Source organism: Enterococcus sp. AZ088 (assembly GCF_051714845.1).
Taxonomy (GTDB): Bacteria; Bacillota; Bacilli; order Lactobacillales; family Enterococcaceae; genus Enterococcus; species Enterococcus faecalis.
In genome coordinates, this window is sequence record NZ_JBIOSQ010000001.1 from 2,021,667 (window position 1) to 2,034,792 (window position 13,126).

Here is a 13,126-nt window from a genome sequence, read left to right on the forward strand (position 1 = left end):
TTGGTTTGTTCTTCATAGAGTTGAATGGTAAAATTAATTTATCTTAACAAAAAGGAGTCATCCCATGAAAAGTATGTGCGAACTGTGTGATCTAAATCCTGGTAAAATCATCACCTTTGATAATCACGGTATCTGTAAACATTGTGCAGAACATTTAGAGTTAAAACCAAAAGAAATTAAAGATCGAACAATGGAAAGTATTATAAAACGTCAAGAAGAAATTATAAAAAAGGATCAAGCAATGCAAGCAAAGGGAAATTTATGTTATCTTTGCGAAGAGGAAACTGGCAAGTACTTTACGAGTGATTTTTATCGCGTAGGAAAAAGCTGTTTAAAAAAACTTAAAGTATCCACTTGGTCCGTTGATAAAAAAAGTTTAGCTGATTTACAACAAATGCAAGAGTTAATAAACAAGCAGTCTGAAATCGCAAAAGCAAATGAAAAAAATGCTGAAGTTTATGGAAATCTATGTGCTCTTTGTCAGGATAATAAAGGAAAATATTTAACTTCAGATAATTACCAAATCTGTAAGAAATGTGCAGGTCAACTCGGTGTCCAGGGACAAGGATATACCCAAACTTGGACATTGACGGATTTAAGAAATGTCCAAGAAGACAACCGGCTATTCAATCCTACAACAACTATTGCTGGCTCGATTGAATTCGATGAACCTGAAAAAAAATTTCGACTGGTTGGTTCATCAAAAATTTTGCCAGTAAGCATTATCGCTGATTACAAAATTTTAGAGAAAAAAAATACCCATTTCACCGAAGAAAACGTACCTTATGATCGCGTCAGTAGTGTCTATATTTTGATTAATCTAGATGATTTGCAACGCCCAACCATCACTATTTCCTTTTTAAAGACACTTAGTGAGCAAACCACTGAATTTGATCGTCAATTAGCGATCGATAGAGCCCGTTTCAACGCCGAACGAGCCCTTTCATCATTAGACACTATTGTTCGTCGAATAAAAGAAAAAGAAATACCAACTCCTATAAAGAGTGATGAAAACCAACCGATTGAACCAAAGCTATCTGATTCACAAAAAAACTCATCTAGCGCTATTGAAGACGTAATGGCTGAGTTAAGAAATTTAAAACTGTTAGTTGATGAAGGAGTTCTAACAGAAGAAGAATTTCAACAAAAGAAACGGCAATTGCTTCAATTAGATTAATAAAAAAATCCTGAAAAGACTCGTCATCTTTTCAGGATTTTTTTCTTCTTGGTATTTTCCCATAATTCTTGATAAGGTATTTCATGGATATCACGGAAATAGGCTACTTCAAACTTTTCAAAATCAGTTGACTGGCAGTTGCCTGTTAAAACACCAATTCCTGCTTTGCCATGACAAGTTCCCATGAAAACATCCACGAGCGAATCCCCCACCATAATTACTTCTGTCGACTTCAATTGACATGACTGACAAAAGGCTTGGAGCATGTCCGCATCTGGTTTCGGTAAGTAACGATCTCCTGTCGCAATAAAATCAAACATTTCTGTTAAACCAAGATATTCCATAATCAACATAGTCGCTGGCAAAGTATCTGAAGTTGCTAATCCAATTTTATAGTTCTTCCGTTTTAGCTCAAGAAATAACTGTTTTAAATCACCAATTGGTTCAATCTTTTTCAGATTTTTTCGTAAATAATCATAAAAAAATTGCTCCAGCCATCGACTGCTGATTCCCTGTTCGACTAATTCCTCAAATTGCGCCAATTCCTGATAAAGTTCCTGATAAAGGACTTCATCAAGTAAATGTTTTTGCAAAAAACGTTGCTTCTGAATAGCTAATGTCTTTTTTATTTCTGCTGAATGATGAGGGGCTAACATACTTAGTGTTTCAAAACAAGCTTTCAAACCTGCTTGCCAAAGAGTATCAAAACGAATACACGTACCATCTTTATCAAATAAAATTCCTCGATTTTCCATGAAAGAACACCTCAAAACGTTTGCTTTGCTTCCTATTTGTTTCTTCAAGTATACTAATCATTTATTTGATTTTGATATTCTTTTTGTATCATTTGTGTAAAAAAATATAAAAAAGCAACGAATTTAGAAAAATTCGTTGCTTTTTTTTAATCAATCACTTTTTTTACTTTGAATTCTTTTGTTTCAGCAGACGGTTCTGTTTGATCAGCTAATCAAATAAAATATGGGTACCATTTTCTTCATCTTCAACGATAATCAGTTTTCCTGGAATCTTTCGAGTATCTTTCGCAATTTGGGCTTCTTTAATTAATTCTTTTTGATCTCTTTTTGAAGCAAGGGCATTTCCTAAATTAAAAAAGACAGTTTCTTCCATAATTAACCACTCACTTTCTCTACTTTTCTTAAGTCAATTATAGCATATCGCTAGAAAAAGTGGCAGCTTGTGTCCTTTTACTTTCATTTAAGCATCAATAATCAAAGAATAAGCATAAGGACTTTCATAAATTCCTGAAGTATAATAATTGAGCCTCTTTTTAAATAGCGGGCCGTCAATTACCAACGTATGGTACTCCCCGTTTTCTCCGCAAATATCTAATTGATGCTCTTTAAGATACGTTATAAATGTTTCATTTAACGGTTCTCCTAAAAATTTTATTGGAATACCTGCCTCTTTGCTGACCGTTTTGATAATTGCTGTGTACCCTTTTGCCAAGAATTCTTTGACAAGTGCTTCGCGATTCTCCTGCCAAAGAGGTAATTGTGGCTCAAGCCCAGCACTTAATGCAACTTGGCGATCCCAAGCACCATTTTGTTCAATATCTATATCGCCAAAACAAACCGTTTCTGCACCCAATTTTTTAGTTTCATGCAGTGCCTCAACCACTTTTTCTGTGTAATTTGTTTCATTGTTATGCGATATAACAAGTGGTAAATCTAACGCTTCGGCTGCTGATTCTAAGACGGAGATTGGTATCCCGTGAAACCAAGAACGATTAATTTCATCACTTAATGTTGTCACTAACGCAACTGGCTGATTTCCTGCTTGTACCAATCGATCCATCGCCAATAAACAATCTTTACCAGAGCTATAACTTAAACAAAATTTTTTCATAAACGTTCCCTCTTTTCTCTATGACTATACCTCAAAACAATACATCCGTATACATATTTATTATTTAAGTATAACTAATACTGAATAGTTATTTGAATCAAAACATGGTATAAAATAGAGGTAAAGCAAGCTTTATTCACTTCTTTATATCTCTTTTCAACGGATGATCAGCTGGCGGAAACCAGCTGATCTTTTTTTCAAAAAACACAGCTATCTTTTGCAGTTTTCTTTTCCTCATGTTATAAAGAGAGGGTAGGAAGCATTTATTCACTTCTTTACAAATCTATCTTAATCTTAGACAGTCGGCGGAAAACGGCTGTCTATTTATCTGGAAAAATTATGAACTCGTCAGCTAGTGGTCAGTTGACGAGTTTTATGTTATAATAATTAGAACACGAAAAATATTTTTAAACGAACCATTCAATTGTTTTGATGATTTTATTCAAAACTGGCGTGTCTAGAGAGACACAAGGATGTATTAGAGGTAGGGAATACATCGCTTAAATGAAAAATACTTGAATACTAGAAATAGTCTGATCCAACTTTAAAATAATAATATTGATTCGTTAGATAGCCTTCTCTTTAAAGAGAAGGCTATTGTCAATTAAAGAGTAAAACCACCGCATGTTTAAAATTAAACTTATCTCAAACATACCCTGTCAGTGTTTCACGCATTATCTCAATAAACAGCAAAAATCCAGAAGAGAGACTCTTCTGGATTTTTGCTTATTTGACGATACTTTTTTAAATTTTGTTAATCAATTTAAAATAATCCACATAAGTGCATAATTGGGAAAACAAATAATAAACTATCAAAACGATCTAAAATACCACCATGTCCTGGCAAGATGTTACCAGAGTCTTTCACGCCATAATGACGTTTGATAGAAGATTCAACCAAATCACCGAATTGACCTACTATAGAAAATAGAACCGTCAATACAAGCATCACCGGCATCGGATAAGGAAATAGCCCTTTATTAGCTGTGAAAACTAAAAACAACGCTGCTACAACGACGGCTGATAAAATACCACCAAGTGCACCTTCTATTGTCTTGTTGGGTGAAACATCTGGCATCAATTTATGACGACCAAATCGGCGTCCAAATAGATATGCACCAATATCCGTTGCCCAGACAATGAATAAAGCAAATAACAAGACTTCAAAACCTGCGGAACGGGCACTAATAAAGTTCTGGAACCCCATCCCTACATATAAACTGACAATAACTGGAAAGCCAGCTTCTTCAATCGTATATGTATTTTTAGAAATTACCGAAGCACCTAACAACAACATTACAGTGACATAAAATAAAATGAAATTTGTTTGCATTTCCGGCAAAAAGTTTAACCATTTAATTGTTGGGATAACTAAAAAAACGGCCCCTAATGCTGATAAAATACCTTCAAAACTTAATAACGTTAATCCTTTCATACGGAATAACTCGTACACGCCGACTACTGCCAAAGCAACAGCGGCAATCTCAATTGCAAAACCACCATACCAGATAATTGGAATAAAGATGATTAATGCGACGATAGCTGTGATGACACGTTGTCTCACTGCGGATCGCTCCCTTCTGTTTCTGTAGTTTCTTTTAGACCTCCAAAACGACGATTACGATTTTGGAAAGAAGCAATCGCGGTTTCTAAAGTGTCTCCTGAAAAATCAGGCCATAATGCTTTTGTAAAAAGCAACTCGCTATAAGCAATTTGCCATAGCAAGAAATTACTAATTCTCTCTTCCCCACTTGTTCGAATCAACAATTCTGGATCGCGAAGTTCCGTGGGTAAAAAGCCAGTCATTAAGTGATCTGCGATCGTTTCTTCTGTAATCTCATCTGCCGTATATGCTTTTTCTGAAACCTCTGTAGCAATCTGTTTCATGGCAGTTAGTAGCTCCGCACGCGCCCCATAATTTAAAGCAAAGTTCAAAACCATGCCCGTATTGTCTTTGGTTTGCTCAATGGCCCGCTTAACAGCATCTTGCGTATGGCTTGGTAGAAACTCTTGGTAGCCCATTACATTGACTTTAACATTTTCCTTAATTAATTCAGGCACGAATGTATCAAAAAAATCAACAGGCAATTGCATTAAGAAATTGACTTCATCTGTTGGTCTCTTCCAATTTTCCGTTGAAAATGCATAAAGTGTTAAAACTTTAACGCCTAAATGACTAGCATGCTTCGTTATTTTTTTGACCGTATCCATGCCTTCTTTATGTCCAGCAATTCTCGGCAGTCTTCGATTCTGTGCCCACCGGCCATTTCCGTCCATAATAATGGCAATGTGCTGCGGAATTTGGCCTTCTTTATCAAAGGCGTACTGGCTTGCTTCTTCTACATATTTATTTTTTTGCGGAAAAAAACGTAACATCTTTTTCCCTCCATTCCAAAAAATCTATCTTAATTATTATAACAATAACTAATGCAAATGCCTATGCATAGTCCCTGAATTTTCCTGATAATTAAGAAATTCCTTGTAACTTTATCATTTATGGTCCTTTTTTAAAAGAAAAAAACTTAGACTTGGCAGGTAAATCAACATGATGTATCTGCCTAGCCCTAAAATTTTAAATAAACAACGGGACAGGAGCAGCTTCTTCGGAAATAAGCTGAACGTCCTTGAGAGACAAAAAGCATCTTTCAGAACTTTCTTCTTATTTCTTGAAGCTTAACACGCCTGTCCCGACCTCAAGTTTTTATTCTATTGTCTTTTTCTTTTTATTCATTGACTGGAACAATGGCACCGTTCCATTTTTTCGTAATCCAATCTTGGACTTCTTTGCTACGTAACACTTTGACTAATTTTTTTACATTTTCGTTGTTTTCGTCTTCTTTACGAACCGCAATAATATTGGCATAAGGTGAACTTTCTTTTTCTAAAGCAATCGCATCTTTTTTCGGATTTAATCCTTGATCCACGGCAAAGTTTGAGTTAATTAAAACCGCAGCCCCTTCTTCATTGTCATAAAGAGTGGTCATGATTGCTGGATCACTTTCATGATTGAATTTCAACTTTTTAGTATTTTTATCAATATCATCGAAAGTAGCAGTTGTCCGGTCTACCCCTTCTTTCAGCGTGATTAAACCAGCATCTTCTAAAATCGTTAAAACACGTGGCCAATCTGAAACGGAAGAGCTAACGTAAATCGTTGAACCATCAGGAATTTCTTGTAACGATTTGTATTTTTTCGAGTAAAGCCCAACTGGTTCTAAATGAATCGCACCTGCATTCACAAAGTCATAATCATTTTCTTTAACCGCTTCATTAAAGAACGGCACATGTTGGAAATAGTTGGCATCGATATCGCCACTTTCCAACGCCTTGTTAGGTAGCACGTAATCTGTATAAGTCGTCACTTCTAATTTTACGCCTTCTTTTTCTAATAAAGGTTTTACATGTTCTAAAATCTCTGCATGTGGAACTGGTGAAGCTCCAACTTTCAAGACCGAGTCATCACTCTTTTTATTGCCGCAAGCCCCTAAAACTAAGACAGCTACTGCTACAGTAATTACTGACCATAATGTACGTTTTTTCATCTTATTCCCTCCATTTATCGTTTATCTATTTTTTTAGCGACTGTATCCCCAATCCATTGAATCGCAAAGACAATAATTAAGATACAAATCGTTGCTACTAAGGTAACTGTATTTTGACCACGTTGGAAGCCATCTTGATACGCCAAACTTCCTAAACCGCCCGCTCCAATAGCAGCTGCCATTGCAGTGTAGCCCACTAAGGAAATGGTTGTAACGGTTAAGCCAGAAACAAGTGCTGGCAGACTTTCTGGTAATAGAACTTTCCAAATTATTTGGAAACGATTGGCCCCCATTGCTTTGGCTGCTTCAATCACGCCTTTATCGACTTCACGAAAAGCAATTTCGACCATGCGAGCATAAAAAGGTGCTGCGGAAATAATCAATGCTGGTAAGGAGCCTTTGACACCAGACATACTCCCTAAAATAATTTTTGTAAAAGGAATTAACAGAACGATTAAGATAATAAACGGAATCGAACGGAAAATATTTACAAAAATGGCCACTAGCCAATACAGTAATCGGCTCAAAATCCCTTTTCTGCCTGACGTTTCAAAAAGTAGTAGTCCTAAAATCAGCCCTAAAATGGCGACCACTATGATTGAAATCCCTGTCATATAGAGTGTTTCAATCGTTTTTTCTTGTAGTTTACTTATATCAATTTGGGAAAAATCAAAGAAACTTGCTAAGCCACGATTATTCATTTCCAATCACCTCTGTTTCTACACGAAGTTTACGTAATCCTTCAATGGCTGCTAGAATATTTTGCTCTTCGCCTAATAATTGAATATAAAGAGAACCCACTGCACCCTGCTTTGTTTGCTGAATGTTCCCTTGAATAATACTGACTTCTACTTGATATTCTTGGACAATATGCGAGATAATTGGCAATTTCGCTTGTTCGCCGTGGAAAAGTAGGCGAACAATTTTTCCATTCGGATATTGTTCCAACATTTCTTCAACAACCAGTTCCGTTTCTTCAATGTTTTTATCCGCTTCTTGTTGGATAAAGCGTTTCGCAATTTCTGTTTGAGGCTTTTTGAAAATATCGATTACTTTACCTTCTTCAACAATTTCACCATATTCCATCACGGCTACGCGATTACAAATTTTACGAATCACGTGCATTTCGTGGGTAATTAATACAACCGTTAAATTTAATTCTTGGTTGATTTTTAGTAGTAATTCTAGCACTTCATCGGTTGTCTGCGGATCCAAAGCACTTGTTGCTTCATCACAAAGCAAAATGTCAGGATTGTTAGCTAAGGCACGGGCAATCCCCACTCGTTGCTTTTGCCCACCAGAGAGTTGACTTGGGTAGGCATTTTCCCGTCCTTCTAAACCAACCAACTTGATTAACTCTTCTGCGCGGCTTTTCCGATTTTGTTTTGGAACGCCAGCAATTTCCAATGGGAGCATGATATTTTCTAGGACCGTCCGTGACCATAATAAATTAAAATGTTGAAAGATCATCCCAATTTTTTTACGGAAGTTTCGTAGTTCTTTATTTGGCAACAATGCAATATCTTGTCCTTGAATTTCTACTTCACCTTCTGTAGGTGTTTCAAGTCCATTCAATAGGCGAACCAACGTACTTTTTCCTGCACCTGAATAGCCAATAATGCCATAAATATCTCCTGATTCAACCGTTAAATCAATATCTTTTAAAGCCGTGACTTTACCCGCTTTACCGGAAAACTCTTTTTTTACATGACGTAATTCAATTAATGCCATTTTGTTCTCCTCTTCTTTCTGTTCTACTTTCTTATTTTGAAGGTTTCGCACTTTTTATGAAACGAATTTGCTTAATAAAAACAAAAAAACTTCCATCCTTTTGCTATTACAGCAAAAAGGACGAAAGTTTGTCATTTCGTGATACCACCTTAATTCGCTATTATTTCTCAATAATAACCTCATACGGTACTTGATTCTTCGCATACCGTTGGCTGTAACGGGCGCCCCGTAGTAAGTTCACTGCTTCGCTCACTTACTCTGCTCAAAGACCATCTTCCATCTTAAATCTGTTACCCATTCTCAGCAAACAGGGCTCTCTTCAAACGTCCTTAACATGTACTCTTCTTTTCAAAGCTTTCTTTTGATTAGATTGAGAAAATTATAGCAATAAACATTGACCTTGTCAACGTAAGACTAAAGATTTTCAAATTCTGTTGGTTCAACATCTGCTAAAACAGCAATCCAGGCATTTTCTTCATCTAATGCACTTGGCTCTTGATCAGCCGCTTCATTAATCGCAACTACCTTACCAGATAATGGACTACTGAATTCACTGACTGCTTTTTCTGCTTCTAATTCAATTAAAGAATCACCTTTAGCTAATGTTTGTCCGACTTTTGGAAATGTTGCAAAAGTAATCTTCCCTAAATCCTCTTGGGCTTCGGCAGTTAAACCAATTTTATAACCTGCTTCTGTTGGTAAAATCCATAATTGATCGATTTGTTTCATTTCACTCATTTTCCAAGCACTCCTTCGTAATCTGCTTCTTTAAAACCATTCGTTAGAAATGTATTGTCTTTTAAGAGAATTGGACGCTTAATCAACATGCCATCCGCAGCTAAACGCTGACTTGCTTCTTCAATAGAAAAACTGTCAACCAGATCTTTTAAGCCTTGTTCTCTATATAAAACCCCGCTTGTGTTAAAAAAACGACGAACAGGCAAGCCGGTCTCTTTCATCCATTTTGCTAATTGTTCACTACTAGGCGGTGTTGCTTTAATATCAATTGCTTGGTATTTAACGCCTTGTTGGTCTAACCACGCTTTCGCTTTTTTACAAGTTGAGCATTTAGGATATTCATAAAGTGTGTACATTTCTACCCCTTCTTTCTTCTTTCTTTAACGGCCACTTCTGGTACGAACCGTTTCTTGTTGGTAACGCATGGACATAATTAAGCCCACCCCAATCATGTTACCTAAAATGGAAGAACCACCTTGACTAATAAACGGTAATGGAATCCCAGTTAATGGTAGTAAACCAATATTTGCTCCAATGTTTTCAAAAACATGGAACAAAATCATCATGATAATTCCTGTGGCAATGTAGGCATAGAATTCATTATTTGTATCAAAACAAACGCGAATCATGCGGTAGATTAAAATAAAATACAACAAAATAATGAAACAGCCACCAATAAAGCCAAAGTTTTCACCAACAACTGTAAAAATCATATCTGACTCACGAACAGGGACATACACATCACTCACGTTAAAGCCTTTTCCGAAAAGGCCCCCAGAACCAATTGCTGTTAATGCTAGCGCTGGTTGGAATGAGCGATCTGGATCTGTATGGAAAGGATTTAGCCATAAATCAATCCGATCAAATTGATAAGCTTTAATGCCAATTTTAGACAATAAGTCTCTTCCTGTTTCTGTTGTTACCAAGTAGATGGTTCCAGCTCCGACTAGAGCAGCTATGATAAAGGCGGGCACAATAATTTTCCAAGTAATGCCAGACATTAAGAAAACTCCCCCAAAAATGGCTAAGAAAACTAACATCGTCCCGAAGTCTTTTTGTAAAAGTACTAAAACAATTACCGGAATCGCCACTAATAGCATTTTAGCGATTAGCCAAAAGTCGCTTTTGAGTGTTCGGTCCACATATTTAACATTATGCATGGTCACTATATAGGCCAACATCAAAATAAACGCAATCTTCATCAATTCCGATGGTTGGAATGTGGTGCCACCAAAGCGAATCCAGTTTTTAGAACCTGTTTGCTCTGCTAGCACGGGATCATAGAATTTCAGTAGTAATCCCATTAATACTAATCCAAGTGCATAAAAAACGGGCGTTAACCGCCAGAGTAATTTTGAGCTAAAATGCATAATAATGACAATACTTAATCCTCCGACTAAATACCACAGTCCTTGTTTCATTAACAAGCTACCAATTTTAGGTTTGCTTGGATCATTGTAAAGCGCTACGTAAAGCGATAGCATACCAATTAGTGATAAAAGAAACACTGGTAATATCACGCCGTAATCAATTCGACTATCTAAATTTGTTTTCTCTTTTCTATTCATTCGTCATCCCTTTTCCTTTGTTCATACGTTTTTTATTATATCTTTCTCACAGAAGAAAAGAAAGGAATTCTACTATATTTGAGAAAAACTTTAGAGAATTGGTCCTTCACTAGCAATTTTTTCTTTTTCTTCAATCCTATTTTGCTTTTATTTAAAATTTTTTACATCAGTGATAATGAGAAAGTTTACTATAAACAGTCAGTAACAAAAAACAGTCGCAACTAAAACACGTTGCGACTGTTTTTATTCGCTTTTTCTTTGTTTCGTTTGTTGTAGCTCTTTATTAATTCGGACAATTTCGTTGCCAAAATTTTGCCAGTCACTGGCTCGCGGGGGCGCTAGCCAAATTAAACATTTTACTGAAAATAACGTTTTTGGTAAATAATCCGAAACTACTAAATCCGTATCTGGTCGAATCGCTGAATGAAAGTGAATGCTGAAAGATTCGAATATTTTGATTTGTTCTTTGATAAACTGAGTATATTTTTCTCCTTGCGTAAAATTCACATAAAGATTGATCGTGCTTTTTTCATTCCTTTGGTCATAAAGACGGGATAACACTAATAGCAAATCAAAAAATAAAGAAAGCTTACTAAACTCAAACGCCGAGCAATCCAACGCAAATAAAAACTGACGACAGCTATTAAAAACAATTGGGTAGCGTTCCTGAAAAAATTCTAAATCCATAATTCGTAAGGTGATATCGATGAACGGCGTAATAAAACGATGTTGATAAATAATCGGAACAATTTCTTGATAAAATTCTTCGTCCGAAATTGTAAACGGCATATAAGAAAAGAATAATGTTTTCGTAGCCGTAATTGCCTCATTGTGAGAACTCAGCAAATGTTCCGAAATAAGTTCACTTTGATAGACCGATAAATTGCCGATAATTCCTTGAATTTCTGCGTTTTTCTCTGCATGAGTCGCCTTCATCACTTCGTTGATCCAACTTTGAATTTCTTGATAAATCGAACTTTCTTCATCAAAAGCGAATGGATTTTCTTCTTGGGATAAAAAATAATTAGCTTTTCTCTGCGTTCGTTCTAACGCCACCAATACATAATGTTTAAATAAATGAAAATTAGTGATATTTTCATAAGAGCCTTTCAATTGAGCCAATAATTGGTTAACTGCGCGAAGATCTGTTTGATTATATAATTCTTCAGAATCTTTGTAAATTCGGTAATAAAGCATAGTAAAATATTGTCTAATCGCCATTTCATTGCCGCTAAGTTGTAAATTTTTGGATAACTTGATACCGTATTGACCTAATTCTTTCCGGATATGGTCAACAATTTTGTACACAACCGTTCGACTCATCCCGTGCTTTTCACCGTATTTTTTGATTGAGGTAAACTGATGAAAGAAAATCGTTTTTAATAGATTAAATTCTAACGAGTCTTTTAAATAATATTCTTCAATAATACTTGAAGAAATACGAAGGCTTTGAGATAACAAAATTTCATTATTTTTTTCACTGATTTCCATCTCATTAATCAGACCAAAGCGTTGCAAATCTGCATTGATTTCTGTTATGTTCCGTTCTAGCAAATAAGGAGAAATAGCTAATTGCTTACATAAACGATCTTTTCGTTCAGAAAATGAATATTGTTGCTCTAACTTTCTAATAATCGCTAATTTTAAATTTTCCCGATCATCTAATAACAAGAATTCCATTTAAACTCTCCTTGTTCCATACAAAAGTGAGCCTGACAGGAAGCTTAAAGTGGTGCCAAATTGAGAGGACCCACTTGCCGCTCCTCCAGTAATTTCCACTGGGGCTATCGTATCTATTTTTTTCAACAACTCATCATTTAACAGCACCTTTTTATTTACTCGTTCCTGTTCAATTTTATTTTTCTTTTTCTCCTGTTTTGTTTGTTGCTCCTTGTCCTGTCTCGAGGCAATAATTGGTCTTTCTGGGCCAATCATTGCTTGACTATAAGGAAGCTCTGCAAGCATATTCCCCTCTGCAGCAAAATTAGTAGGGTTGACATACACCTTCGCAATAGAAAGGTATGACTCGTAACGGAAGGTTACAAAATAAAGGCCTACTTTTTGAGTATTTACATTATTTTCTATAATTACATTTTCTAAATTTAAAGGGCGACCCTCTTTATCTTTTAGAAAAACGACATTGTCTAAGGGTGACCATGCTTGATTAACTCCTAAAAACGTGTCTTTTAATTTAAGTTCCGTTTGATTTTCTTTGACCGTAATGGTTGCTGTTTCAATTTTGCCATCCACTTCATAAGTCACGGTATATTTGCCTGGTGTTGTCGCTTCGTTTGCATAGCTATTCACTGAAGCAATCAACATTCCTGAAGAAAGAAATAAGGCTGTGCCGATACTACCATAATAAATAGTTCGCTGGTTCATCTCGTTTATTATTCCTCCAAACTATTTCATAAAAATAACTATCTTAACAGAAAAACCTGCTAATAGGTGTTCTTAAAATAAAAGTCACTTGTAAAACTTCCTATTTTCCAAGGAAACAGCTA

13 protein-coding genes, 1 pseudogene and 1 other annotated feature are annotated in these 13,126 nt (G+C 35.8%); of the genes and pseudogenes, 1 reads left to right on the plus strand and 13 read right to left on the minus strand.

Translation table 11 applies throughout. From position 1 onward, the window contains the following. The first annotated feature begins 64 nt into the window (after positions 1-64). Complete coding sequence (locus IGL17_RS09735; protein ID WP_016618389.1) at positions 65-1,177, plus strand: SHOCT domain-containing protein; 1,113 nt, start codon at positions 65-67, stop codon at positions 1,175-1,177. Positions 1,178-1,200: 23 nt separating this feature from the next. Here the strand turns inward: IGL17_RS09735 and IGL17_RS09740 are convergent, their stop codons facing one another. The 13 genes and pseudogenes from IGL17_RS09740 to IGL17_RS09800 all read right to left on the minus strand — a co-directional run bounded on the left by IGL17_RS09740 (position 1,201) and on the right by IGL17_RS09800 (position 13,004). Continuing rightward, entirely contained in the window at positions 1,201-1,932 is a 732-nt protein-coding gene (locus IGL17_RS09740) for an HAD family hydrolase (protein WP_016618390.1), read from the minus strand. Positions 1,933-2,078: 146 nt separating this feature from the next. Then, positions 2,079-2,305, minus strand: a pseudogene (locus IGL17_RS09745) (hypothetical protein). Between the two features lie 87 nt (positions 2,306-2,392). Further along, positions 2,393-3,043 carry a hypothetical protein gene (locus IGL17_RS09750; RefSeq protein WP_010823866.1) on the minus strand — a complete coding sequence of 217 codons (651 nt, stop codon included), beginning with the start codon at positions 3,041-3,043 and terminating at the stop codon, positions 2,393-2,395. A 763-nt stretch (positions 3,044-3,806) separates the two neighbouring features. Continuing rightward, entirely contained in the window at positions 3,807-4,607 is an 801-nt protein-coding gene (locus tag IGL17_RS09755) for a phosphatidate cytidylyltransferase (protein ID WP_002397120.1), read from the minus strand. Further along, complete coding sequence (locus IGL17_RS09760; RefSeq protein WP_016618391.1) at positions 4,604-5,419, minus strand: isoprenyl transferase; 816 nt, start codon at positions 5,417-5,419, stop codon at positions 4,604-4,606. Before IGL17_RS09760 ends, IGL17_RS09755 begins: the two co-directional genes overlap by 4 nt. A 347-nt stretch (positions 5,420-5,766) precedes the next feature. Beyond that, on the minus strand, positions 5,767-6,585 hold the full coding sequence (locus tag IGL17_RS09765; protein WP_002359679.1) for a MetQ/NlpA family ABC transporter substrate-binding protein: 819 nt from the start codon (positions 6,583-6,585) through the stop codon (positions 5,767-5,769). Between the two features lie 14 nt (positions 6,586-6,599). Further along, positions 6,600-7,286 (minus strand): methionine ABC transporter permease, encoded by a 687-nt coding sequence (locus IGL17_RS09770; protein WP_002362617.1) that lies wholly within the window; start codon positions 7,284-7,286, stop codon positions 6,600-6,602. Beyond that, on the minus strand, positions 7,279-8,316 hold the full coding sequence (locus IGL17_RS09775) for a methionine ABC transporter ATP-binding protein (protein ID WP_002364465.1): 1,038 nt from the start codon (positions 8,314-8,316) through the stop codon (positions 7,279-7,281). Before IGL17_RS09775 ends, IGL17_RS09770 begins: the two co-directional genes overlap by 8 nt. Before the next feature lie 113 nt (positions 8,317-8,429). Beyond that, positions 8,430-8,677: a binding site (T-box leader), on the minus strand. A gap of 53 nt (positions 8,678-8,730) precedes the next feature. Continuing rightward, positions 8,731-9,045 (minus strand): glycine cleavage system protein H, encoded by a 315-nt coding sequence (locus IGL17_RS09780; RefSeq protein WP_011109554.1) that lies wholly within the window; start codon positions 9,043-9,045, stop codon positions 8,731-8,733. A gap of 5 nt (positions 9,046-9,050) precedes the next feature. Continuing rightward, positions 9,051-9,410, minus strand: coding sequence for an arsenate reductase family protein (locus IGL17_RS09785; protein WP_002359675.1), 360 nt, complete (start codon positions 9,408-9,410; stop codon positions 9,051-9,053). A gap of 24 nt (positions 9,411-9,434) precedes the next feature. Beyond that, a complete protein-coding gene (locus IGL17_RS09790; protein ID WP_002367107.1) occupies positions 9,435-10,622 on the minus strand; it encodes an FtsW/RodA/SpoVE family cell cycle protein in 1,188 nt (395 codons plus the stop codon). Positions 10,623-10,865: 243 nt separating this feature from the next. Further along, positions 10,866-12,302 (minus strand): helix-turn-helix domain-containing protein, encoded by a 1,437-nt coding sequence (locus IGL17_RS09795; RefSeq protein WP_002356635.1) that lies wholly within the window; start codon positions 12,300-12,302, stop codon positions 10,866-10,868. After that, a complete protein-coding gene (locus tag IGL17_RS09800) occupies positions 12,303-13,004 on the minus strand; it encodes a bacterial Ig-like domain-containing protein (protein WP_002356634.1) in 702 nt (233 codons plus the stop codon). It abuts the gene before it with no gap. Positions 13,005-13,126 lie beyond the last annotated feature (122 nt).

Excerpts from the sequence above, each read along its gene's own strand:
- IGL17_RS09735 (WP_016618389.1), top strand. The coding sequence starts at position 65 with ATGAAAAGTATGTGCGAACTGTGTGATCTAAATCCTGGTAAAATCATC.
- IGL17_RS09740 (WP_016618390.1), bottom strand. The coding sequence starts at position 1,932 with ATGGAAAATCGAGGAATTTTATTTGATAAAGATGGTACGTGTATTCGT.
- IGL17_RS09750 (WP_010823866.1), bottom strand. The coding sequence starts at position 3,043 with ATGAAAAAATTTTGTTTAAGTTATAGCTCTGGTAAAGATTGTTTATTG.
- IGL17_RS09760 (WP_016618391.1), bottom strand. The coding sequence starts at position 5,419 with ATGTTACGTTTTTTTCCGCAAAAAAATAAATATGTAGAAGAAGCAAGC.
- IGL17_RS09765 (WP_002359679.1), bottom strand. The coding sequence starts at position 6,585 with ATGAAAAAACGTACATTATGGTCAGTAATTACTGTAGCAGTAGCTGTC.
- IGL17_RS09770 (WP_002362617.1), bottom strand. The coding sequence starts at position 7,286 with ATGAATAATCGTGGCTTAGCAAGTTTCTTTGATTTTTCCCAAATTGAT.
- IGL17_RS09775 (WP_002364465.1), bottom strand. The coding sequence starts at position 8,316 with ATGGCATTAATTGAATTACGTCATGTAAAAAAAGAGTTTTCCGGTAAA.
- IGL17_RS09780 (WP_011109554.1), bottom strand. The coding sequence starts at position 9,045 with ATGAAACAAATCGATCAATTATGGATTTTACCAACAGAAGCAGGTTAT.
- IGL17_RS09785 (WP_002359675.1), bottom strand. The coding sequence starts at position 9,410 with ATGTACACACTTTATGAATATCCTAAATGCTCAACTTGTAAAAAAGCG.
- IGL17_RS09790 (WP_002367107.1), bottom strand. The coding sequence starts at position 10,622 with ATGAATAGAAAAGAGAAAACAAATTTAGATAGTCGAATTGATTACGGC.
- IGL17_RS09795 (WP_002356635.1), bottom strand. The coding sequence starts at position 12,302 with ATGGAATTCTTGTTATTAGATGATCGGGAAAATTTAAAATTAGCGATT.
- IGL17_RS09800 (WP_002356634.1), bottom strand. The coding sequence starts at position 13,004 with ATGAACCAGCGAACTATTTATTATGGTAGTATCGGCACAGCCTTATTT.